Source organism: Variovorax sp. GW821-FHT09D07 (assembly GCF_059416345.1).
The window spans coordinates 58,304-81,081 of sequence record NZ_JBWKOY010000005.1 but is presented as its reverse complement, the minus strand read 5'-3'; the positions used below and the strand labels follow the sequence as shown (position 1 = coordinate 81,081).

At 71.3% G+C, this 22,778-nt stretch carries 16 protein-coding genes; 13 read left to right on the top strand and 3 right to left on the bottom strand.

The window, feature by feature from the left end:
* Nucleotides 1–39 precede the first annotated feature (39 nt).
* The 5 genes from AC07OX_RS19115 to AC07OX_RS19095 all read left to right on the top strand — a co-directional run bounded on the left by AC07OX_RS19115 (nt 40) and on the right by AC07OX_RS19095 (nt 6,697).
* The gene (locus AC07OX_RS19115) at nt 40–1,251 is read left to right on the top strand and encodes a YeeE/YedE family protein (protein WP_495261564.1); all 1,212 of its coding nucleotides are present in this window, start codon (nt 40–42) and stop codon (nt 1,249–1,251) included.
* A 165-nt stretch (nt 1,252–1,416) separates the two neighbouring features.
* Entirely contained in the window at nt 1,417–3,006 is a 1,590-nt protein-coding gene (locus AC07OX_RS19110; protein ID WP_495261563.1) for an ABC transporter substrate-binding protein, read from the top strand.
* A gap of 7 nt (nt 3,007–3,013) precedes the next feature.
* Nucleotides 3,014–3,979, top strand: a complete 966-nt coding sequence (locus AC07OX_RS19105) for an ABC transporter permease (protein ID WP_495261562.1) — start codon at nt 3,014–3,016, stop codon at nt 3,977–3,979.
* 19 nt (nt 3,980–3,998) lie between these two features.
* Entirely contained in the window at nt 3,999–4,940 is a 942-nt protein-coding gene (locus AC07OX_RS19100) for an ABC transporter permease (RefSeq protein ID WP_354346998.1), read from the top strand.
* Nucleotides 4,937–6,697, top strand: a complete 1,761-nt coding sequence (locus tag AC07OX_RS19095; protein ID WP_495261561.1) for a dipeptide ABC transporter ATP-binding protein — start codon at nt 4,937–4,939, stop codon at nt 6,695–6,697. The genes AC07OX_RS19100 and AC07OX_RS19095 overlap by 4 nt, the downstream gene beginning before the upstream one ends.
* A 7-nt stretch (nt 6,698–6,704) precedes the next feature.
* Here the strand turns inward: AC07OX_RS19095 and AC07OX_RS19090 are convergent, their stop codons facing one another.
* From AC07OX_RS19090 to AC07OX_RS19080, 3 genes are read right to left on the bottom strand one after another with little or no spacing between them, the layout of a single operon-like run.
* Complete coding sequence (locus tag AC07OX_RS19090; RefSeq protein ID WP_495261560.1) at nt 6,705–8,603, bottom strand: esterase/lipase family protein; 1,899 nt, start codon at nt 8,601–8,603, stop codon at nt 6,705–6,707.
* Entirely contained in the window at nt 8,600–9,613 is a 1,014-nt protein-coding gene (locus tag AC07OX_RS19085) for an Lnb N-terminal periplasmic domain-containing protein (protein ID WP_495261559.1), read from the bottom strand. Before AC07OX_RS19085 ends, AC07OX_RS19090 begins: the two co-directional genes overlap by 4 nt.
* 60 nt (nt 9,614–9,673) lie before the next feature.
* Nucleotides 9,674–12,367, bottom strand: a complete 2,694-nt coding sequence (locus AC07OX_RS19080) for a bifunctional acetate--CoA ligase family protein/GNAT family N-acetyltransferase (RefSeq protein WP_495261558.1) — start codon at nt 12,365–12,367, stop codon at nt 9,674–9,676.
* Between the two features lie 319 nt (nt 12,368–12,686).
* On the opposite strand from AC07OX_RS19080, the gene AC07OX_RS19075 reads away from it, so the two are divergent.
* The 8 genes from AC07OX_RS19075 (at nt 12,687) to gspF (ending at nt 22,664) form a co-directional block, all read left to right on the top strand.
* On the top strand, nt 12,687–14,048 hold the full coding sequence (locus AC07OX_RS19075) for a homoserine dehydrogenase (RefSeq protein WP_495261557.1): 1,362 nt from the start codon (nt 12,687–12,689) through the stop codon (nt 14,046–14,048).
* A 115-nt stretch (nt 14,049–14,163) separates the two neighbouring features.
* Complete coding sequence (gene gspG / locus AC07OX_RS19070; protein WP_307638249.1) at nt 14,164–14,595, top strand: type II secretion system major pseudopilin GspG; 432 nt, start codon at nt 14,164–14,166, stop codon at nt 14,593–14,595.
* A 69-nt stretch (nt 14,596–14,664) separates the two neighbouring features.
* Nucleotides 14,665–15,615: a type II secretion system minor pseudopilin GspK gene (gspK, locus tag AC07OX_RS19065; protein ID WP_495261556.1), complete on the top strand. Its 951-nt coding sequence runs from the start codon at nt 14,665–14,667 to the stop codon at nt 15,613–15,615.
* Entirely contained in the window at nt 15,612–16,808 is a 1,197-nt protein-coding gene (gspL, locus tag AC07OX_RS19060; protein WP_495261555.1) for a type II secretion system protein GspL, read from the top strand. Before gspK ends, gspL begins: the two co-directional genes overlap by 4 nt.
* Complete coding sequence (locus tag AC07OX_RS19055; RefSeq protein WP_495261554.1) at nt 16,805–17,410, top strand: type II secretion system protein M; 606 nt, start codon at nt 16,805–16,807, stop codon at nt 17,408–17,410. The genes gspL and AC07OX_RS19055 overlap by 4 nt, the downstream gene beginning before the upstream one ends.
* Complete coding sequence (gene gspD / locus AC07OX_RS19050; RefSeq protein ID WP_495261553.1) at nt 17,407–20,013, top strand: type II secretion system secretin GspD; 2,607 nt, start codon at nt 17,407–17,409, stop codon at nt 20,011–20,013. The genes AC07OX_RS19055 and gspD overlap by 4 nt, the downstream gene beginning before the upstream one ends.
* Nucleotides 20,010–21,452, top strand: coding sequence for a type II secretion system ATPase GspE (gene gspE / locus AC07OX_RS19045; RefSeq protein ID WP_495261552.1), 1,443 nt, complete (start codon nt 20,010–20,012; stop codon nt 21,450–21,452). Before gspD ends, gspE begins: the two co-directional genes overlap by 4 nt.
* Nucleotides 21,453–21,458: 6 nt before the next feature.
* A complete protein-coding gene (gene gspF / locus AC07OX_RS19040) occupies nt 21,459–22,664 on the top strand; it encodes a type II secretion system inner membrane protein GspF (RefSeq protein ID WP_495261551.1) in 1,206 nt (401 codons plus the stop codon).
* The last annotated feature ends 114 nt before the right edge of the window (nt 22,665–22,778 follow it).

Genomic DNA, 22,778 nt, shown 5'->3' with positions numbered 1-22,778 from the left:
GCTCGCTTTTTTTTGGACCCAAGAAAGAGGAACCAGGGCATGTCCGCTTCGTCAATCCATGCGGCGCCTGCGCCGCTTTCTCGCACGGGCTTGGCCGCTGCTGCCGTCGTGTTGCTGCTGATCGCAGCCGGCGTGCACCTGCTCGGCGAGCGCAGCGGTGGCCGCGCGCTGGCCTTCGCGCTCGGGCTGGGCGCGGTGCTCGGCGTGGTGCTGCAGCGCTCGCGCTTCTGCTTCTATTGCCATGCGCGCGACTACTTCGAGGGCGGCGACGCACGCGGCCTGCTGGCCATCGTGGCCGCGCTCGCGGTCGGCACCGTGGGCATGCACGTCGTCATGACGGGCTGGCTGCCCGTGCCGCAGCCGGGGCGATTGCCGCCCGATGCGCACATCGGGCCGGTCAGCGGCGCGCTGGTGCTTGCGGGGCTGGCGTTCGGCGCGGGCATGGTGGTGTCGGGCTCGTGCATCAGCGCGCACTGGTACCGGCTGGGCGAAGGCTCGCCGACCGCGCCCTTTGCGCTGCTCGGTGCCGGCGCGGGATTCCTGTTGGGGTTCAGCAGCTGGAACTGGCTCTACAGCGCCACCATCGCCACCGCGCCCGTGGTGTGGTTGCCGCATCACCTGGGCTATGCGGGCTCGGCGGCGCTGCAACTGGCCCTGCTCGCGGCGCTGAGTGCCTGGCTCTGGCGAAAGCTGCCGGCGGGCGAGGCACCGTCGCCCACGCCGCGCCGCTTCATCGACGCCGCGCGCCGCCTGCTGCACGGGCGCTGGCCGTATGCGTGGGGCGGGCTCGCGGTCGGTGCGATCGCCGTGATCGTGGTGCTGCGGCTGCGTCCGCTGGGCGTGACGGCGGCGCTCGGCAGCGCCGCGCGCGACTTCGGCAACGCGCACGGCTTGCTGCCGCAGCGCCTGGACGGGCTCGACGGTTTCGGCGGCTGCGTCACGGCGGTGGTCGAAAGCCTCTGGCAGACGCCCAACGCGTTGCTGGTCGGCGGCCTCGTGGCCGGCGCGCTGGCCGCGGCGCTCGCAAGCGGCCAGTTCAAACCCGCATGGCCCACGGTGGGGCAGGTCGTGCGCGGCCTCAACGGCGGCGTGCTGCTGGGGTGGGGCGCGATGACCGGGCTGGGCTGCACGGTCGGCAACCTGCTGTCGGGCACGATGGCCGGTGCGCTGTCGGGGTGGGTGTTCGGCGCGAGCGTGCTGCTGGCGGTGTGGGGTGGATTGCGATTGAAGCGGCTGGCGACGAGGGCGTAGCGCTCGGTTCATCGTCACGCGGCAGACACCGCATTTCCATATGCGGTGTCCTTCTTTCGGGACGGCGCGGGGCAGGGCACAGTCCCTCACGCACAGGCACAGGACAACGCCGCCCCGCGCGGTCGTCCGCCTGTCTTCTCTTCCAAAGAACACCCGAGGGATTCCATGCTCCGACCACTCCTGACCGCGGCCCTGCTGGCCGCCGGCCTGCTGCACGCGCCTGTTGCCGCCGCCGAAACCGTGCGATGGGCACGCAGCGCCGACCCCGCCACGCTCGACCCGCACGCGGTCAACACCGGCACCAACTTCGGGCTGCTGCACCAGATCTACGAACCGTTGATCCTGCGCGGCGCCGACAGCAAGCTGCAGCCCGCGCTCGCCACCTCGTGGAAGCTCACGGCCGACCCGACGGTGTGGGAGTTCAAGCTGCGTCCCGGCGTCAAGTTCCATGACGGCGCGCTGCTCACGGCCGACGACGTGGTGTTCTCGCTGCAGCGCGCGCAGGCGCCGAGCTCGGCGCTCAAGTCGCTGCTGTCGTCGGTGGCCGAGGTGAAGAAGGTCGACCCACTCACGGTGCAGGTCAGGACCAAGGGCCCGAACCTGATCTTCCCGAACAACCTCACGAACCTCTTCATCCTCAACGAGGCCTGGGCGAAGGCGAACAAGGCCGAGCAGTCGCAGGACGTGGCGAGCAAGACCGAGAACTTCGCCACCCGCAACGAGAACGGCACCGGCCCCTACGTGCTGGCCTCGCGCGAGGTCGATGCGCGCACGGTGCTCAAGCAGTTTCCGCAGTACTGGGGGCGCGGCCAGTTTCCGCTGGACGTGACCGAGCTGGTCTACGTGCCGATCAAGTCGCCCGCGACGCGCGTGGCCGCGCTGCTGTCGGGCGAGGTCGATTTTGTTCAGGACCTGCCCGCGCAGGACGTGGGCCGCCTCAAGGCCGACAAGCGCCTGCGCGTGACCGAAGGGCCCGAGAACCGCTCGATCTTCCTCGGCCTGAACGTGGGCGCAAAGGAGCTCAAGTACGCCGACGTGAAGGGCAAGAACCCGCTGGCCGACCCCAAGGTGCGCGAGGCCATCGGCCTGGCGATCGACCGGGACGCGATCAAGGCGGCGGTGATGCGCGGGCTGTCGAATCCCTCGGGCATCATCGCGCCGCCGTTCGTGCACGGCTACGAGAAGGGCTTCGCGGCCTACCCGAAGGCCAATGCGGTGCAGGCGAAGAAGCTGCTGGCCGAGGCCGGCTACCCGAACGGCTTTGCGATCACGCTGCACACGCCGAACGACCGCTACGTGAACGACGAGGCCATCAGCACGGCGGTGTCGGGCTTTCTCGGGCGCATCGGCATCAAGACCACGGTGGCGGCGCGCCCGATCGCGCTGCACAGCACCGCCATCAACTCGGCCGACACCGACTTCTACCTGTTCGGCTGGGGCGTGCCGACCTACGACTCGGCCTACATCTTCGACTACCTGGTGCACACGCGCGGCAAGGACGGCCGCGGCCCGACCAACGCCACCGGCTACAGCAACGCCGAGGTCGACGCGCAGATCGCGTCGCTGGCCGCTGAGAGCGACAAGGCGAAACGCGACGCCACCATCAAAAGCATCTGGCAGACGGTGCAGAAGGAGCGCATCTACATCGCGCTGCACGACCAGGTGCTCAACTTCGCCTCGACCCCGAAGCTGGACATTCCGGTCAGCCCCGACGGCAGCGTGTTCTTCAAGAACGTGAAGGTGGCGAAGCCCTGAGCACACCATGTGGGTTCATCTCTTGCGCCGGCTCGGCCAGTCCGTGCTGGTGCTGCTGGCGGTGTCGTTCGTGTCCTTCCTGGTGTTCCGCCACATCGGCGACCCGACCATCAGCCTGCTCGGCGAAGACGCCACGATCGAAGAACGCGCCGCGCTGACGGCCGAACTGGGCTTCGACCGCCCGGTGCCGGTGCAGTACCTGCGCTACGTCGGCCACGCGCTGCAGGGCGACCTGGGCGTGTCGTACCGGCTCAAGCGGCCAGTGGTCGAACTCATCGCCGAGCGGTTGCCGGCCACGCTCGAACTGGCGCTGGTGGCGGCCGTGTTGGCGGTGGCGGGCGGCGTGGCGCTGGGCGTGTACACGGCGATCCGGCGCGACAGCGTGGCGAGCCGCGCGGTCATGGCGGTGTCGCTGGTCGGCGTGTCGCTGCCTACCTTCCTGATCGGCATCGGGCTCATCTACCTGTTCGCGGTCGAGCTGCGCTGGCTGCCCTCGTTCGGGCGCGGCGACACGGTGCAGCTGGGCGGCTGGAGCACCGGGCTGCTCACGGCCTCGGGCTGGGCCGCGCTGCTGATGCCCGCGCTGACGCTGGGCCTGTACAAGCTGACGCTGATCATGCGGCTGGTGCGCGCCGAGATGCTGGAGGTGCTGCGCGCCGACTACATCCGCTTCGGCCGCGCACGCGGGCTGCGCGAGCGCGACCTGAACTACGGCCATGCGCTGCGCAACACGCTGATCCCGGTCATCACCATCACGGGGCTGCAGATCGGCTCGCTGGTGGCCTTCGCCATCGTCACCGAGACGGTGTTCCAGTGGCCGGGCGTGGGGCTGCTGTTCATCACGTCGATCCAGGGGGTGGACGTGCCGGTGGTGGCGGCCTACCTGCTGCTGATCGCGCTGCTCTACGTGGCGATCAATTTCATCGTCGACCTGCTGTACGTGCTGGTCGATCCGCGCCTGCGACGCGCCTGACGCCTTCTTGCTTTTCCGAATGACGCTTCCTTCTCCGACCGGCGCCCCCGCGCCGCGCCGCTGGCGCAACGCCGAGTCGCCCGTGCTGCGCGCGTTTGCACGCTCGCGCACCGTGCAGCTGGCCGCCTTCGTGCTGCTGCTGGTTGCCCTGGCCTCGCTGTTCGCGCCGTGGATCGCGCGGCAAGACCCGTTCGATCCGGCCGTGCTCGACCTGATCGACGCCTTCACGCCGCCGGGGCAGCAGGGCGCCTCGGGCGCGTTCTACCCGCTGGGCGCCGATGACCAGGGACGCGACGTGTTCTCGGCCATCCTCTACGGGCTGCGCATGTCGCTGCTGGTGGGCGTGAGCGCGGTCGGGCTGTCGCTGGTCATCGGCGTGCCGCTCGGGCTCGCGGCCGGCTATGCGGGCGGCTGGTTCGACACGCTGGTGATGCGCGTGGCCGACGTGCAGCTGACCTTTCCGGTGCTGCTGGTCGCGCTGCTGATCTTCGGCATTGCGCGCGGCCTGCTGCCCGAGGGCTACCGCGACGACATGGCGGTGTACGTGATCGTGGCGGCCATCGGGCTGTCGGAATGGGTGCAGTACGCGCGCACGGTGCGCGGCGCCGTGATGCTCGAGAAGCACAAGGACTACGTGGCCGCCGCGCAGATCATCGGCCGCTCGCGCACCGGCATCCTGGTGCGGCACATCCTGCCGAACCTGCTGGCGCCGGTGCTGGTGATTGCCACCATCAGCTTCGCGCTGGCCATCGTGGCGGAATCGACGCTGTCGTACCTGGGCGTGGGGCTGCCGCCCACGCAGCCGTCGCTGGGCACGCTGATCCGCATCGGGCAGGGCTTTCTGTTCTCGGGCGAGTGGTGGATCCTGCTGTTTCCCGCGCTGGTGCTGCTGGCGTTGGCGCTGTCGGTCAACCTGGCGGGCGACTGGCTGCGGGACGCCTTGAACCCGAGGCTGCAATGAGCGCGCGCGACCCATCGCCATCGCCCCGCGGCGAAATGCCCGTGCTGCGCGTGCGCGGGCTGAATGTGGCCTTCGACACGCACCGGGGCACGGTGCAGGTGCTGGGCGGCGTCTCCTTCGAGATCGCGCCGGGAGAAATCCTGGGCGTGGTCGGCGAATCGGGCGCGGGCAAGTCGATGGTCGGCGCGGCTGTCATCGGGCTGGTGCCGCCGCCGGGGCGCATCGCGGGCGGCACGGTCGAGCTGCACGGCGAGCGCATCGACACGCTGCGCGGCGAAGACATGCGCCGCGTGCGCGGGCGCCGCATCGGCAGCGTGTTCCAGGACCCGCTGACCAGCCTGAACCCGGTCTACCCGATCGGCCGGCACCTCATCGAAACCATCCGCACGCACCTGCCCGTGAGCGAGCAGGAGGCGCGCCGGCGCGCGCTGGCGCTGCTGGCCGACGTGGAGATTCCCGACCCCGAAAGCCGCATCGACCAGTACCCGCACCAGTTCTCGGGCGGCATGCGCCAGCGCGTGGCGATTGCGCTCGCGCTGTGCGCCGAGCCGCAGCTGCTGATTGCCGACGAGCCCACCACCGCGCTCGACGTGTCGGTGCAGGCGCAGGTGATCCGCGTGTTCCGGCGCGTCTGCCGCGAGCGAGGCACGGCGGCGATGCTCATCACGCACGACATGGGCGTGATCGCCGAGGCGGCCGACCGCGTGATGGTGATGTACCAGGGCCGCGTGCTGGAGACCGGCCCGGTGCGCCAGGTGCTCGATCACCCGCGCGAGCCGTACACGCGCGCACTGATGGCCGCGATTCCTTCGGTGCACGACAGGCTGCATCGGCTGCCGGTGCCCGAGATCGGCGCGGACATCGCCGTGGCCGCCGCGTTGCCGCCCGCGCAGGCCGAGACCGTGGCGCCGCCGGCCGACAGCCCGCCGCTGATCCGCGTGCAGGGCCTGTCGCGCGCGTTCGATCTTTCGGCCGGCTGGCTCGTGCGCACGCTCGCGCGCCAGCCGAAGAAGGTGCTGCACGCAGTCGACGGCGTGAGCTTCGACATCGCGCGCGGCCGCACCTTCGGGCTGGTCGGCGAATCGGGTTCGGGCAAGTCGACCGTGGCGCGCATGATCGCCGGCCTCACGCGGCCCACGGCCGGCACGGTGCATTTCGACGGCATCGACCGCTGGGGCGACGCCGCGCAGACGGCCGCGCTGCGCCGGCGCTTCCAGATGATCTTCCAGGACCCGCATGCCAGCCTCAACCCGCGCTGGCGCGTGGATCGGCTCATCGCCGAGCCGGTCGAAGTGCTGGGCCTGGCCGCCAGCGCCGACGAAACCGCCGAGCGCGTGGCCCAGGCGCTGCGCCGCGTGCGCATGTCGCCCGACGACGGACGGCGCTACCCGCACCAGTTCTCGGGCGGCCAGCGCCAGCGCATCGCCATCGCGCGGGCCTTGGCCAGCCAGCCCGAGTTCATCGTCTGCGACGAACCGACCTCGTCGCTCGACGTGTCGGTGCAGGCCCAGGTGCTGAACCTCATGCGCGACCTGCAGGACGAGTTCGGCCTGACCTACCTGCTGATCAGCCACAACCTCGCGGTGATCCGCCACATGTGCGACGACGTGGGCGTGATGCAGCGCGGGCGGCTGGTGGAGCAGGGGAGTGCGGGCGAGGTGCTCGATGCGCCGAAGCATGCGTATACGCGGGCGCTGATGGCAGCGGTTCCCGACATGCGGCACGCACCAGCCGCGGCCGTGCTCGCCACGGCATGAAGTGCCCTCAGGGCACGCGCTGCAGCTGCTCGCGCAGGATGCGCCGGATCTCCAGAATCGCCAGCGGGTGCTCCTGCACGCTGTGCGCCGACGGAATCACCAGCTCCGACACCGCGCCGTCGAGGTGCGCGCTGGTGTAGGGCACGATGCCGTCGCTCGACTCGGCCAGCGGCAGCCCGGGCGTGTCGTTGCCGATGATCGAGTGGTAGCGTACCTTCGGGCTCAGCGGCAACCCGGACGACAGGCGCACGAACGCATCGCGGTCGCTGAGGTTGTCGATGCTGTTGGGAATGCGCAGCGGACCCATGTCCTGCGAGCTGGGCGCCACGCGCATCAGCTCGCGCGAGATGTCGTTGAGCTGACCCAGCATGGCCACCGGCAGCGTGATGAGGTTGGCCACCCAGCGCGAGATGCGCTTGTTGGCGAACGAGGTGCCGCGGTGCGGCGAGGCGATGAAGATGGCGTCGCTGACCTGGGGCAGCGGCTCGAAGCGCAGGTAGGGCCCCAGCCCTTCCTCGATGCGGCGGCGCTGGGCGGCCGGCATGGGGTAGCCCTCGCGCAGCGCGTCCCACAGCACGTCGCCCGACGACGACACCAAAAGGCGCGAGAGCACGCCGCCCATGCTGTGGCCGATGAGCGTGAGGTTGCGCGAGGCCTCGGCGCGGCCCTGCGGATCGAAGTGCGCCAAGGTCTGCGTGATGGCTTCGCGGATGGCGAGGTTGTTCAGCGGCAGCGGCGCGTTGGTCGGGTAGTACACCTGCCAGATCTGGTAGCGGCGGCGCAGCGTCTCGTCGCCGAGCACTTCGTTCGCCACGTTGATCCAGGCCTCGGGGCTGCTGGCCAGGCCGTGCAGCATGACGATGGTGCGGCGCTTCGGGTCGTAGGGCTGCATCAGGTAGATGTGCGGCCGGGTCAGGCCCTCGGCGCCGCCGAACAGGCTGCGCAGCGCCTGCAGCGCGAAGTCGGAGCGAGCGAGCCACAGGCCGTAACCCGAGGTGAAGTTGGCGGCCAGCGGAATCTCTTCGCCGGCCAGCCGGATCGTGCTGGTGCGGTAGGGGTCGAACACGGCGATGCGCAGCGTGCGCGTGGCCAGCACGTCTTGCAGCGTGGCGCCGTCGAACTGCAGCAGCGCGGTGAGGGCGGGGAAGGGCGTCTCGCTGAAGGGCGGGGCGTCTTCGTCGGCCTGCGCCGCGGTCGGGCGGTCGTCGCCCGCGGCGACCAGCTCGGCGCCGAAGCCGTCGCGACGGTAGATGTTGCGCAGGCCCGAGAAGGTCAACGAGGCGGCGGGAATCAGCTCTTTGGGCGGGGGCGCGTCGGGCGCGAGCTGCAGCGCCGACAGGTCGGCGTCGATGCGCCAGCCGCTCACCTGCGGAATGGCGGCCACCGACATGTCGCTCTTGCGGTAGCGGCTGAACAGGCCGGTGATGGCGCGCTGCACCGCGTAGTTGTAGTAGTCGCGCACCTGCGTCTGGCGGTCTTCGAAGGCGCGGTCGCGCGGCTTGCGCGCCGTGTGGAACAGGTAGGCGTAGGCGTGGCGCGCGGTTTCCAGCCAGGCCTCGATGGCCTCGGGCGCCATGGGCTGCGCGGCAGAGCCGCCGTCGCCGCCCGCCAGCGCGAGCTGCAGCCACACCTCGGACAGCGCCGACATGCGTTGCTCGTCGTTCAGGCCGGCGGAGGTGGCGAGGTTCTGGCGGCAGGCGCGGCCGTCCTTGCGGCACTGGTCGGCGTCGGAGCCGATGACGCGCAGCACCTCTTGCGCCGAACTGCTGAGCTGGCCGGTGGTGAGCACGTCGCCGCGCCGCTGCGCCAGGTAGTCGGCCGGCGAGATGGTGCCGACCGTGACGCCGGCGCAGCCGGTGAGCAGCGACAGCGCCAGCAGCAGCGCGGGGAAGCCGACGCGCCTCATGGCGCCACGCCCGGCAGGCCGTTGCGGATCGCCTGCGAGAAGTTCACACCGGGTTGCTGGTCCGTGGCGATGGCCCGGTCGGTGATGCGGCCGCCGGCGCGCAGCGCCTCCATGCTCAGGCCGGGCGTCAGGCCGCCCACGTCGTGCAGGTACTCGGGCAGGTAGCCCGAGGCCAGCAGGCGGTAGTCCATCGGCAGGCCGGGCACGACGTGCCGGGCGAGGCTGTAGACGATGGTCGTGCAGTTGGCGGTGAGCGTGTTGTAGAAGCTCGGCGCACGCGCCAGCGCATTGGCCTCGCCCACGTAGCCCAGGAACAGCGATCGCATCTCGGCCTGCGGCAGCCGCACGCGGTACATGTAGACGTCTTCGCCGCGCACGTTGGTGCGCACGCGCAGGATGTCGTGCTCGTCGGCGGCCACGAGGCTGTTCTCGAACTGCTTGAAGAAACCGCCGCTGGACGAGAAGCTCTCGCCGCGTTCCTTGCGGATCTCGATGGAAAAGGTGACGAACTGGCCGTCGTCGAAGCCGAAGGAGACCAGTGTGTGGGCGATGGCCGGGCCGGTCCAGTACGACAGCGACACGTCGACCGAGCGCAGGCGGTCCAGGTCGTAGCGGCGCGTGTCCCAGCGCACGGTGTAGTCGGTGTCGCTGCGCCAATCGAAATTGCGCACGTTCTCCATCGTGACCACGTTGCCTTCGACGCGCGGCTTCAGGTGGCGCGCCACGTCGTCGGCCCATTCGCGATGCTGCGAGGGCGCGATGGTGCCCCACCACTCGAGCAGCACGACGAAGCCGATGGCGTAGGCCAGCAGCGAGCGGCCGGCCTTGCCGCGCCACAGCAGCACGATCGCCGCCAGGCCGAAGAGGCCCCACAGCACCATCGCGCCGACCTTGACCGGCAGCGTCGCGGGCAGCTGGTACCAGAGGGCCGCGCAGGCCCAGGCGGCCGACAGCAACACGGCGAGGCTCACCAGCAGGCGGCCGAGGGAGCGCAGGAGGATTCGGAGCATGAAGAAACGCGGAGGTGGAGGGCGGCCGATTCTCGTCGAGTTGCAGCCGCCGTCGTCGGGCTACAGCGGGTAGGTCACGAGCTTGAAGTCCGGGTCCTCGGGGAAGGACTTCACCGAGAAGCCCAGCCGCCGCACCAGCTTGAGCATGTCGGGGTTGCCGGCCAGCACCAGCCCGTCCATCTCGGAAAGGCCGCGGTCGCGCGCCACGTCGATGATGCTTTCCATGAGGCGCGAGCCGATGCCTTTGCCGCTGAACTCGTCGGCCACCACGAGCGAGAACTCGCAGCTGGTCTGGTCGGGGTTGGTGATGTAGCGCGACACGCCCACGATGCGCTCGGTTTCGAGCACGGTGCCGTCGGGCGCGGTGCTGCGTTCCATCACGGTGGCGACCAGCGCCATCTCGCGGTCGTAGTCGATGAGCGTGAAGCGCGACAGCATCGACGGTGGCAGCTCGTGGAAGCGCGAGACGAAGCGGAACCAGCGGCTCTCGGGCGACAGGCCCTGCACCAGCGCCTGCAGCATCTGCGCGTCGTTCGGATGCACCGGCCGCACGACGTACGCGCCGCCACCGGGCAGCGGCCATTCGCGCCGGTAGCGCGCGGGGTACGGCATGATGGCCAGGTGCTGGTAGCCGTTGCCCACCGGGCCCGCCACGGCCTGCGTGCTGCTGTCGACCACGATGCGCGCATCGACCGACACCGCGCCGTGTTCGTCCACGATGATGGGGTTGATGTCCATCTCGCGCAGCTCGGGCAGCTCGCACACCATTTCGGACACGCGCAGCAGCACGTCCTCGATGGCCTCCATGTTCACGGCGTTGGCGCCGCGCCATTCGCCCAGCGTCTCGGCCACGCGCGAGCGCTCGATGAGGTGGCGCGCCAGGAACTGGTTCAGCGGCGGCAGCTCCATGGCGCGGTCGTTCATGAGCTCGATCATGGTGCCGCCCGCGCCGAAGACGATCACCGGGCCGAAGGGCTGGTCGGTGACCAGGCCCACGTAGATTTCGCGTCCGCGCCGCGCGCGCACCATCTTCTGCACGGTCACGCCGTTGATGCGGGCATCGGGCGCCAGGCGCGCCACGCGCTCCATCATCTCCAGGTAGGTGTCGCGCGCGCTGGTGCCGTTCATCACGTTCAGCGCCACGCCTTCGACGTCGGACTTGTGCGAGATGTCGGGCGAGTCGATCTTCAGCGCCACCGGAAAGCCCAGCTGCGTGGCGATCATCATGGCCTCGTTGGCGCTGCGCGCGAGCAGGGTGCGCGTGATCGGGATGTGGAAGCACGACAGCAGCGACTTCGACTCCATCTCGGTCAGCACCTTGCGCCGCTCGGCCAGCACGCTTTCAATGAGCAGGCGCGCGCCGTCGATGTCGGGCTTGGCCAGTGCCGACAGCGGCGGCGGTGTCTGCTGCAGCAGCTGCTGGTTCTGATAGAAGGCCGCGATGTTGCCGAAGGCGCCCACGGCCGCCTCGGGCGTGCGAAAGCTCGGGATGGTGGCCTCGGCCAGCACGGCCCGCGCATTGCCCACCGAGGCATCGCCCATCCAGCACGACAGCAGCGGCTTGGGCATGGGGCGCGGAATGTCGGCCAGCGCGCGCGCCGTGGCGGCCGCGTCGACGCCGGCCTTGGGCGAGAAGATGGCGAGCACGCCGTCGATCTGGCTGTCGGCCGAGGCGGTGTCGATGGCGGCGCGAAAGTGCGCGGGCGTGGCGTCTTCCGACAGGTCGATGAGGTCGGTGAGCGACGCGAGCGCCGGCAGCGACGGCTGCAGCGAGCGCTGCGCGGGGGCAGAGAGGCGGCCCAGGTCCAGGCCGATCTCGTTGATCCAGTCGGCCGCGAGCACGCCGGGGCCGCCGCCGTTGGTGACCACGGCCAACCGCTTGCCCACCGGCCGGTAGCGCGAGGCCAGGCACTTGGCGGCCGAGAACAGCTCGACGAAGGAGCGCACCCGCACCGCGCCCGCGCGGCGCAGGGCGGCGTCGAACACGTCGTCGCTGCCCACGATGGCCGCGCTGTGCGTCTGCGCGGCCTCGTTGCCGGCCGGCTTGCGGCCGGCCTTGAGCACCACCACCGGCTTGGCGTGCGAGGCCGAGCGCAGCGCGCTCATGAAGCGGCGCGCATCGGCAATGCCTTCGAGGTACACGATGATGCTGTGCGTGCTCGAATCGTTGGCCAGGAAATCGAGCACCTGCGGAATGTCGACCGAAGTGTGCGGGCCGAGCGACACCACGCTCGAAAAGCCCACGCCGTTCTGCCGCGCCCAGTCGAGCATCGAGGCCGTGAGCGCGCCCGACTGCGACACCAGCGCCAGCGGCCCGGTGCGCGCGAGCGGGCCGGCCACGCTGGCGTTCAGGTGCAGCGGCGGGCGCTGGAAGCCCAGCGAATTCGGGCCCAGCAGGTGCACGCCTTCGCGGCGCGCGATCTTGCGCCACTGCGCGGCCTGCTCGGCGGCGATGCCGGTGGAGATGACCACCGCGGCCTTGCAGCCGATGCGGCCCGCGATCTCGAGGGCGGCCGCCACGTCGTGCGGCGCCAGCGCGATCAGCGCCAGGTCGGCATGCGTCTGCGCCAGCTCTTCGAGCGTGCCCTGGGTGCGCACGTCCAGAAAGCGCAGCGTGCCGTCGAAGCGGTCGGCCCGGAAGGCTTCGCGCAGCGTGCGGCCCAGGGCGGTCTGGCCGCCCGGATCGCTGGGCTGGCCGACGAAGGCCACGATCGACGCCGGGGCGAACAGGGGGGTCAGGAAATGCTTGTCCATGCCCTAGTTTGCCCGGATCGGGGCGTGCCGCAAGCACCGCGTGTACACTCGCCGGCTCATGTCGTGCCTTTCACTTTCCCCCGTTGCAGCATCCAGCGCCGCCGTTGTCGGCCGCACGATGCCGTTCGCCGCCTGCGTGCGAACAAGCGACGCAGTGAATGCACGAATGATTACCACCATGACCGCCGCGGCCCCCTGAGCACGCGCAGGGTGGCCGCTCCGGCAGCCACCTGGTGTCTCTTCTCCCGAATGAACGAAACCCAGCTGGCAGCTGGGTTTTTTTGTTTTTGTCCTGTTCGTTCGTTGTTTGGAGAAGCCCATGTACCGCGATCCCGTCTCGTCCTTCCTGCCCCAGCCCAGCCACCCTGCGGCCATTCGCCCCCTGCGCGTCGGCATGATCGGCATCGGCACCGTGGGCGCGGGCACCTTCCGCGTGCTGGCCCGCAACCAGGACCTCATCGCCGCCCGCGCCGGGCGCGGCATCGAGGTGACGGTGGTGGCGGCGCGCAACCTCGCGCGCGCCCAGAGCATCGTGGGCGAGGGCGTGGCGCTCACGGCCGACCCGATGCAGGTCGCCACCGACCCCGATGTCGACGTGGTGGTCGAAGTGGCCGGCGGCACTGGCCCGGCGCGCGACTGGGTGCTGGCCGCCATTGCGCACGGCAAGCACGTGGTCACGGCCAACAAGGCGCTGCTGGCCGTGCACGGCCCCGAGATCTTCGCCGCCGCCAGCGCGCACGGCGTGGCCGTGATGTACGAGGGCGCGGTGGCGGTGAGCATCCCCATCGTGAAAGCGTTGCGCGAAGGCCTCACGGCCAACCGCATCGAGTGGGTGGCGGGCATCGTCAACGGCACCACCAACTTCATCCTGAGCAAGATGCGCGACGAGGGCCTGGAATTCGGCGATGCGCTCGCGCAGGCCCAGGCGCTGGGCTATGCCGAGGCCGACCCGGCCTTCGACATCGAGGGCGTCGACGCCGCCCACAAGACCGCGCTGCTGGCCGCCAATGCCTTCGGCATGCCGGTGCGCTTTGCCGATGCGCAGGTCGAGGGCATCACCGCGCTGCAGCGCGTGGACGTGGCCTGCGCCGAGCAGCTGGGCTTTCGCGTCAAGCTGCTGGGCGTGGCGCGCCGACGTGAAGAGGGTGTGGAACTGCGCGTGCAGCCCGCGCTGGTGCCCGCCACGCACCTGCTCGCGCAGGTGAACGGCTCGATGAACGGCATCATGGTCAAGGGCGACGCGGCGGGCGTCACGATGTACTACGGCGCGGGCGCCGGCTCGGAACAGACCGCCTCGGCCGTGATCGCCGACCTCGTCGACGTGGCGCGCCTGGACGGCACCCACGCCGGCCAGCGCGTGCCGCACACGGGCTTTCATGCGCATGCGGTGCGCGAACTGCCGGTGCTGCCGCGCGCGGCCGTGCGCAGCGCGCACTACCTGCGCGTGCCGGTGCAGGCGGCGACCGACATCGCGGCCGTGGCCGAACTGCTGGCCGCGCAGCGGCTGCCGGTGCGGCAACTGGTGTTGGCGAACGGGCCGGCGGATGCGGCGCCGCAGGTGCTGGTGATCACCGAATCGGCGTTGCAAAGCGCGGTCGATCTCGCCTTGCACTCGTTGCAGACGAGCCCGGTCGTGGCTGGCCCGGTGATCGCACTGCGCGTCGAAACGCTGGACGACTGAGGGCCCGTCACCGAACTCCCGAGGATTTTCAATCGGACTGACATGCGCCGCTGCGAGGATGGCCCGCAGTGCTCGTCGTTGTCCTTGTGAAGTCTTTTCCCGGGAGTTGTGGAACATGGCCGCCCGTTCAATCCGTCGCCGTGCCGAGCGGGCCTTCACCCTCATCGAACTGATGGTGGTGCTGGTCATCATCGGCGTGCTCGCCGCGCTCATCGTGCCGAGCCTGATGGACCGCCCCGACCAGGCCCGCGCCACCGCGGCCCGGCAGGACGTGGCCGCGATCATGCAGGGGCTGAAGCTCTACCGTCTGGACAACGGCGCCTACCCCAGCGCCACGCAGGGCCTGCGTTCGCTCGTCGAGAAGCCGGCCACCGGCAAGGTGCCGACGAACTGGCGCACCTACCTCGAACGCCTGCCTCAGGACCCGTGGGGCAACGCCTACCAGTACCTGAACCCCGGCACGCACGGCGAGGTCGACGTGTTCTCGCTGGGCGCCGATGGCGAGCCCGACGGAGAAAAAGCCAACGCGGACATCGGCTCCTGGTAGCGCGGGAACGGCACCGTGGGCGCGATGGCAGGGATCGGAACAGGCCGCCGGCAACGGCGCATGCGCGGCATGGCGGTGATCAGCGCCTTGCTGATCGTCGCGGTGATCGCCGCGCTGGCAGCCGCGCTGCTCGGGCGGCAGTCGGCTTTCATCCGCACCACGCAGGGCGAGCAGTCGCGCGTGCAGGCGCGCTGGCTGCTGCGCGGGGAACTGGGTGCGGCGCAGCGGCTGCTGCGCGCCGAGGCCGTGCGCGAGCCGACCACACGCCTGGACGGCCTGTGGACCCGGCCGTTCGCCGGGCCCGTGGCGGGGCAGGTGGCCGCCGAGGGCGCGCGACTGCTCAGCGAGATCAGCGACGAGCAGAGCAAATTCAACCTGCGCAACCTCGTGGACCGGGGCCGCATCGACCCGGCCGAAGCGGCCGTGTTCCAAAGGCTTTGCACGATGACGGGCGTCTCGCAGGCCCAGGCGCAGGCGCTCATGCGGCGCGTGGTCGGCAGCATCGCCGACCCCGAGGGCGAAGCCGCGCAGACGATGCCCGATGCGGCGGCCGACACCATGGCCGCGACGCTGGGCCTGCCGCCCGAACTGCCGCGCGCCCCGCAGGCCCCGCGCCCGCGCGTGCTCGAAGACCTGCTGGCCGTGCCGGGCGTCGATGCCGGCGTGATCGCGCGGCTCGCGCCTTTCGTCACGCTGCTGCCGGCGCGCACCTGGATCAACGCGAACACGGCCAGCGCCGAACTGCTCGCGGCCGGCGTGCCCGGGCTGGCGCTGGACAAGGCGCGTGCGCTGCTCGCCGCGCGCGACCGCGGCCAGTGGTTCATCAACCGCGGCGACTTTGCGAACCGGCTCCAGATGCCCACGCTCGACGAGCGTGACGTGCGCATCGGCATCGACAGCAACTGGTTCCGCGTCGCCAGCGTGCTCGACACGCCGCGCACGAAGTTCGTGCAGATGGCGCTGCTGCAGGACGACAAGACCCGCGTGCCGCGCGTGGTCTGGCTGCGGGAGGGCGTGTGAGCGCACTGAAGGTCGATCGCCTGCGCCTGCAACTGCAGCCCTGGCCGGGCGAGGGCGAAGCCGATCCCGTGGACGCCGAGGTGCACTGCGGCTGGCGCGCCGCCGATGGCCGGTGGCACGACGGCGGCGCGCTCGCGCTGGGGGCCGTGGCCGGCCGCTTCGAGGCGCGCCATCTCGAGGTCGCGCTGGCGCCGGGCGAGGTGGCGCTGGCGAGCTTCGCGCTGCCCCCGCTGACCGGGCGGCACCTGCATGCGGCGGTGCTCGGGGCCATCGAGCCCTGTGCGTTGCAGCCGATCGACGCGCTGGCGGTGGGCATCGGCCCGCGCGGGGCCGACGGCACGGTGCCGGCCGCCTGGATTGCGCGCGACGCGATGGTGCGCTGGCTGGCGCTGCTGCGGCGGCACGGCATCGCGCCGCGCGCGCTGTGCCTGCCGACCGCCTTCCTGCCGATGCCCACCCAAGGCTGGACTGGCCTGCAGCTGGACCGCTGGCTCGTGGTGCGCACCGGCGCTGGCGCGGGCTTCATGCAGGCGCTGCCGCACGGCGCGGACCGCGACACCGCGCTTGCGGCGCACGTGACGACCGGCGAGGCGGCGTCGCCGGCCGTGCACTGGCTGGCGCAGGGGGAGGGCGACCCGGCGCGCTGGTCGGGCGAGGGCTGGCGCTGGGCGCTGTCCGCAAGCGACCCCGCGCAGGCGCATGCGGGCGTGGCGGCGCTGCTGCGGCCGGCGGCCTTGTGGGGCTGCATGGCCGCGCTCGTGTGGACAGCCGGCCTCCAGGTGCATGCCCACCGGCTGGCGACGCAAGGCCAGGCCTTGAAGCGGGAGATGGCCGCGCGGGTCAAGGCCGCGTTTCCCGAGCTGCCCGTGGTCGTCAACCCGGTGCAGCAGGCGCGCCAGCAGAAGGAGGCGCGGGCGGGCCAGGCACCGCAGGCCGCGGTCGGCGGCGACTACGCGGCGCTGTCGCGCGCGGCGGTGGGCTTGCTCGCGCAGCTGCCGGCCGGGCAGGTCCAGGCGCTGCACTACACGGCGGGCGAGCTGCGCGTCCGCTGGCGCGAGGGCGCGGCGCCGAACACCGAGGCGCTGCGCGTGCTGCAGGCGCAGGCGCGCGAGCGAAGCCTGTCCGCCGACCCGGAGGCCGGCGCACTGCGCATCACGCCGGCCACGGCCCGCGCAGAGAAGGACACCCCGTGAACCTGTCCCGAAGGGGTGGCGTCCTCCTCGACCCCGCGCGGCGGATGGCACGCGAAGCGATCGGGCGCTGGCGTGGGCTTCCCGCACGCGACCGGCTCGGCGCGGGCGTTGCGCTGCTGTTGGTGGTGCTCGCGATCCTGTGGCTGGGCCTGGCCCGTCCCGCGCTCGACACCGCCGCGCGCTGGCAGCGCGACCTGCCGAAGCTGCGGGCCCAGTCCGCCGAACTCGACACGCTGCTGGCCGATGTGCCCGGCGCCCACGCGGCGACCGATACAGCACAGGGCGGCATAGACGCCGCCCTCGACCGCGCCGGCCTGCGCGGCCGTTACCGCCTGCACGACGCCGTGGCCGACGGGCCGCCGGCGGCCGGGAGCCCGGCGCAGCCCACGCGCGCATGGCGCGTCGAGTTCCCGGAGCCCGTGCCGGCCGCGCAGGTGTTCGCCTGGCTCGTGGCGGTCTCGGCGCGCCGCGACCTCGAGGTCACGCGGGCGCAGCTGGAGCGCATCGACAGCACTGAAGACGACAGCGAGGGCACGCCGCAGGGCCGCGTGCGCGGCGCGGTGGCGCTGCAGTCCACACAACTCACCAAGGATGGCCAGTGACACGAGATCGAAACGGCGCGGCCCTGCGCCGATGGACGGCGGCATGCTGCCTGGGTGTGTTCGCGATCGCCGCCAGCGCCGCGACCCCATCGCCACCTGCCAAGACCGCGCCGCGTGCCGGTGCCGAAGAGCGCGTGGTGCTGAACTTCGTCGATGCCGACATCACCTCGGTGGTCTCGGCATTGGCGCGGTTCCTGGGTCGCAACTTCCTGTTCGATCCGCGCGTGAAGGGGCAGATCACGCTGGTCTCCGAAGGCGAGGTGCCGGCCGCCACCGCCTACGGCATGCTGGCTTCGGCGCTGCGCATGCGCGGCTTCGCGATCGTCGACGTGGGCGAGGTGAGCCGTGTCGTGCCCGTGGCCGACGCGAAGCAGCAGGGCGGATCGGTCAACGCGCGCAGCCCCGGCGGCGGGCTCGCGACGCGCACCTTCCGGCTCAACTACGAGAACGCCGAGGCGATGGTGCCGGTGCTCAAGCCGCTGGTCGCAGCCGAGAACAGCATCGCGGCCTACGCCGCCAACAACACGCTGGTCGTCACCGACTACATCGACAACCTCGAGCGGCTGGCACGCATCATCGAGAGCATCGACACGCCCACCGCGCTCGACGCCCAGCTGGTCAAGCTGCGCCACGGCATCGCGACCGACATCGCCGCGCTGGCCACCGAGCTGCTCGAAGGCAGCGGCGAAAAAGGTCGGCGCGACATCGTGGTGCTGGCCGATCCGCGCTCCAACAGCATCGTGATCCGCTCCAGCAGCCCGGGCCGCACGGCGCTGGCACGCGAACTCATCGGCAAGCTCGAGAGCGCGCAGGGCGACCCGGGCAACCTGCATGTGGTCTACCTGCGCAATGCGCAGGCGGTGCACCTGGCGAACGTGCTGCGCGGGCTCCTCACGGGCGAATCGGGCGAGCAGACCGCCACGGGCGGTGGCGGCAGCTCGGTGCGTGCCGCGCTGGGCGCGGGCGGCATGCTCGGCGGGGCGGGGGCTGCGAATGGTGGCGCGGCCAACGGTGCGTCAGCCACTGGCAGCCCGCCCGCGACCGGCGGCGCCACGGCAAGCACCGCCGGCAAGTTCGGCGGCCTGCGCGGCACGGCCGGCGCCGCCAACGGTCAGGCGCAGGGCGCGGCGGGCGGCACCGGCAGTGCATCCACCGCGTTCTCCAGCGGCGGTGTCACGGTGCAGGCCGACGCCACCACCAACACGCTCATCATCGCGGCGCCCGACCCGATGTACCGCAGCCTGCGCAGCGTGATCGACCTGCTCGACCAGCGGCGCGCGCAGGTGCTGGTCGAAAGCCTGATCGTCGAGGTCACCGAGCGCGACGCGGCCGAGCTGGGCATCCAGTGGATGGCGGGCGGCAACAACGGCCGCGTGCGCGGCGGCACCAACTTCGGCGGCGCGGGCCTCAACGCCAATGCGCGCACCACCATCGACGCCATGCCGCGCGGCCTGAACATCGGCGTGGTCGACGGCACCATCAACCTGCCCGGCGTGGGCGAGGTGCTCAACCTGAAGGTGCTGGCGCGCGCGCTGCAGGCCAAGGACGGCGCCAACATTCTCTCGACGCCGAACATCCTCACGCTGGACAACGAGCCGGCCTCGATCATGGTCGGCAAGACCGTGCCCTTCGTGAGCGGCCAGTACATCACCAACGGCAACAGCAGCACCAACCCGTTCCAGACCATCCAGCGCGAGGACATCGGCCTGAAGCTCAACATCCGGCCGCAGATTTCCGAGGGCGGCACGGTCAAGCTCGACATCTACCAGGAGGTGTCCAGCATCGACGAGCAGACCTCGGGCGCGGCCGGCATCGTCACCAACAAGCGCGCGCTCGATACGAGCATCCTCGTGGACGACGGCCAGATCATGGTGCTGGGCGGGCTGATGGAAGACAGCGTCGCCAACGGCACCGAGGCCGTGCCCGGCCTGGGCTCGCTGCCGGTGCTGGGCAACCTGTTTCGCTACGACAAGCGCCAGCGCGTCAAGACCAACCTCATGGTGTTCCTGCGGCCCTACGTGATCCGCGACGCCAACGCCAGCCGCGGCCTCACGCTCGACCGCTACAACTTCATGCGCCTGCAGCAGGGCCGCGCGCGCCCGATGGCGCACGGCCTGCTGCCCGACAGCGGCGCACCGTTGCTGCCGCCGGCCGACGTGCCCAGCCTGCGCGCTCCGGGATCAGCGCCCGAGGTCGACCTGCGCCCCCAGAGCTGGGAGCACACGCGCGAGCAGCCACCGCCGCCCACCGCCACGGCCAGTGCGGTGCGCCAGGCACCGGCCGCTGCGCCGCCGCCACCCCCGACGCAGCGCTCGCGGCTGCCGACAGGCGTGACGGTCGAGTCCGACCCCGCCGCGCTGTACGGCGGCGTCAACGACAAGGTCACCGTGGTGCAGTTCGCCGACACGAAGACCGAGCAGGAGGCGCTGCGCATCGTGCAGCGCGTGCGCGTGAGTGGCATCGGCGCCTACATCGTCGGCGGCCCGGGCGGGGAGGGCGCGATGGTGCGCGTGGACGTGCCGCGCGAGCCGCAGGCCGTTGACAACGCGGTCGCCGTGCTGCGCGAGCTGGGCTACCGGCCCGAACGGGTGGTGATGCCATGAACACGGCCCGCACCGACACCGTCTTGCCCCAGGCCTGGGCCCGCAGCCAGCGCGTCGCGGTGCAGCGCGACGGCGAGGCGGCCTTCCTGGCGGTCAGCCCGCGCACGCCCGGCTGGGCCGTGGTCGAGGCGCGCCGGCTGCTGGGCGCGCTGCCGCTGCGGCAGGTGGGCGACGACGACATGGAGCGCCTGCTCGCCGAGCGCCAGGCCGAATCCGGCGACGCCGCCTCGGTGGTGGGCGCGGTGGAGCAGCAGGTCGACCTGGCGCGGCTGATGCAGGACATCCCGGCCGTCACCGACCTGCTCGACGCGCAGGACGATGCGCCCGTCATCCGCATGATCAACGCGCTGCTCACGCAGGCCGCGCGCGACGGCGCGAGCGACGTGCACCTCGAATCCTTCGAGACCCATTCGGTGGTGCGCTTTCGCGTCGACGGCACGCTGCGCGACGTGGTGACGCCGCGCCGGGCGCTGCATGCGGCGCTGATCTCACGCATCAAGATCATGTCGCAGCTCGACATCGCCGAAAAACGCCTGCCGCAGGACGGGCGCATCACGCTGCGCGTGGGCGGTCGGCCGATCGACGTGCGCGTGTCGACCGTGCCCACGGCGCATGGCGAGCGCGCCGTGCTGCGGCTGCTCGAGAAAGACGCCGGCCGGCTGCGGCTCGAGCGGCTGGGCATGGCGCCCGACACGCTGGCCGAACTCACGCGGCTGGTGCGCCAGCCGCACGGCATCGTGCTGGTCACCGGCCCCACGGGCAGCGGCAAGACCACCACGCTGTACGCCGCGCTGGGCCAGCTCGACCTGGGCACCAGCAACATCCTCACGGTGGAAGACCCGGTGGAGTACGACCTGCCCGGCATCGGCCAGATTCCGGTGCACGCCAAGATCGGCATGACCTTCGGCGCGGCCCTGCGCGCCGCGCTGCGGCAGGACCCCGACAACCTCATGATCGGCGAGATCCGCGACCTGGAAACCGCGCAGATCGCCGTGCAGTCCTCGCTCACGGGCCACGGCGTGCTGGCCTCGCTGCACACCAACGACGCGGTGTCGGCCGTCACGCGCATGGCCGACATGGGCATCGAGCCCTTCCTGCTGTCGTCTTCGCTGCTGGGCGTGCTGGCGCAGCGGCTGGTGCGCTGCCTGTGCCCGGCCTGCAAGGCGTCGCGCGTGCAGGACGACGGCCGCACGGTCTACGTGCCCGTGGGCTGCGCGGCCTGCGGCCACTCGGGCTTCAAGGGGCGCACCGGCATCCACGAACTCTTCGTGGTGCATGACGATATCCGGCGCCTGATTCACGAAGGTGGCGACGAGCAGGCCATGCGCGCCGCCGCCGTGCGCCACGGCATGCGCTCGATGCGCGAGGACGGCCAGCGCTGGGTGCGCGAGGGCGTGACCACGGCCGAGGAAATCCTGCGCGTCACGCGCGACAGTTGATCCGCCATGGCACGGTTCCAGTACGAAGCGGCGAACGTAGCCGGCGAGGTGCAGCGCGGCAGCGCCGAGGGTGAATCCGCACGCGCCGTGCGCGCCCAGCTGCGCGAACGCGGCCTGACACCGCTCGGCGTCCGCGAGCAGGCGGCCAGCGGCGGTGCGCTGGCCTGGCTGCAACCGAGGCTCGGCGCGGCCGACCTGTGCTGGGCCACGCGCGAACTCGCGAGCCTGCTGGGCGCGCGCCTCACGCTCGAAGCCGCGCTGGTCGCCACCATCGAGCAGGCCGAGCGCCGCCATGTGGCCGAAGCATTGGGCGCGGTCTGCGACGGCGTGCGCGCCGGCCTTCGGCTGGCCGACGCGCTGGGCGAACGGCCGCGCGACTTTCCGCCGATCTACCGCGCACTCGTCAGCGCCGGCGAAGACTCGGGCGACCTCGCACGCGTGATGGAACGGCTGGCCGACTACCTCGAGAACCGCGACACCCTGCGCGGCAAGGTGCTCACCGCCTTCATCTACCCGGCCATCGTCGGTTTCGTGTCGCTGTGCATCGTGGTCTTCCTGCTGGGCTATGTCGTGCCGCAGGTCATCGGCGCGTTCGCGCAGGCGCGCCAGGAGCTGCCGGCCATCACCCGCGTCATGCTGGCCGCGAGCGCCTTCGTGCGCGAGTGGGGCTGGCTCACGGCCGGCGTGTGCGCGGGCGCCGGGTTGCTCGCCCGCGCCGCGCTGCGCGATGCGGGACGGCGGCTGCGCTGGCATGCGGTCGTGCTGCGCCTGCCGCTGGTGGGGCGCTATGCGCTGGGCGTGGACACGGCGCGCTTCGCGTCCACGCTGGCGATCCTCATGGACGCGGGCGTGCCGCTGCTGCGCGGGCTCGAGGCCGCGCGCCAGACCCTGGGCAACGACTGGCTGCGCCGCTGCGCGCTCGAGGCCACGGGCCGCGTGAAGGAGGGCGCGCCGCTTGCGGCGGCGCTGAAGGCACAGAAGATTTTTCCGTCGAACCTCGTGCACCTGGTGGCCAGCGGCGAGAAGACGGGAGCGTTGGCGGCCATGTTCGAGCGCGCGGCACAGAACCTCTCCCGAGATCTGGAGCGCCGCGCGATGCGCCTGACCACGCTGCTGGAGCCGCTGATGATCCTCGCCATGGGAGGCGTGGTCATGGCCATCGTGCTCGCGGTGCTGATGCCGATCATGGAAATCAACCAGATGGTGCGCTGAATGTTCGGGAGCTTGGCGCACGCCGACGCCTCGTTTCGCGCGCATTCACGGGTGCGTGTTCCCGAGCTTTTTTCGGGTGGCTGTCACCTCGCGAACGCACCATCGATCCTGTCG

What these genes read in the sequence shown, in the direction of transcription:
- AC07OX_RS19115 (WP_495261564.1), top strand. Translation starts at nt 40, where the DNA reads ATGTCCGCTTCGTCAATCCATGCGGCGCCTGCGCCGCTTTCTCGCACG.
- AC07OX_RS19110 (WP_495261563.1), top strand. Translation starts at nt 1,417, where the DNA reads ATGCTCCGACCACTCCTGACCGCGGCCCTGCTGGCCGCCGGCCTGCTG.
- AC07OX_RS19105 (WP_495261562.1), top strand. Translation starts at nt 3,014, where the DNA reads ATGTGGGTTCATCTCTTGCGCCGGCTCGGCCAGTCCGTGCTGGTGCTG.
- AC07OX_RS19100 (WP_354346998.1), top strand. Translation starts at nt 3,999, where the DNA reads ATGACGCTTCCTTCTCCGACCGGCGCCCCCGCGCCGCGCCGCTGGCGC.
- AC07OX_RS19095 (WP_495261561.1), top strand. Translation starts at nt 4,937, where the DNA reads ATGAGCGCGCGCGACCCATCGCCATCGCCCCGCGGCGAAATGCCCGTG.
- AC07OX_RS19090 (WP_495261560.1), bottom strand. Translation starts at nt 8,603, where the DNA reads ATGAGGCGCGTCGGCTTCCCCGCGCTGCTGCTGGCGCTGTCGCTGCTC.
- AC07OX_RS19085 (WP_495261559.1), bottom strand. Translation starts at nt 9,613, where the DNA reads ATGCTCCGAATCCTCCTGCGCTCCCTCGGCCGCCTGCTGGTGAGCCTC.
- AC07OX_RS19080 (WP_495261558.1), bottom strand. Translation starts at nt 12,367, where the DNA reads ATGGACAAGCATTTCCTGACCCCCCTGTTCGCCCCGGCGTCGATCGTG.
- AC07OX_RS19075 (WP_495261557.1), top strand. Translation starts at nt 12,687, where the DNA reads ATGTACCGCGATCCCGTCTCGTCCTTCCTGCCCCAGCCCAGCCACCCT.
- gspG (WP_307638249.1), top strand. Translation starts at nt 14,164, where the DNA reads ATGGCCGCCCGTTCAATCCGTCGCCGTGCCGAGCGGGCCTTCACCCTC.
- gspK (WP_495261556.1), top strand. Translation starts at nt 14,665, where the DNA reads ATGGCGGTGATCAGCGCCTTGCTGATCGTCGCGGTGATCGCCGCGCTG.
- gspE (WP_495261552.1), top strand. Translation starts at nt 20,010, where the DNA reads ATGAACACGGCCCGCACCGACACCGTCTTGCCCCAGGCCTGGGCCCGC.
- gspF (WP_495261551.1), top strand. Translation starts at nt 21,459, where the DNA reads ATGGCACGGTTCCAGTACGAAGCGGCGAACGTAGCCGGCGAGGTGCAG.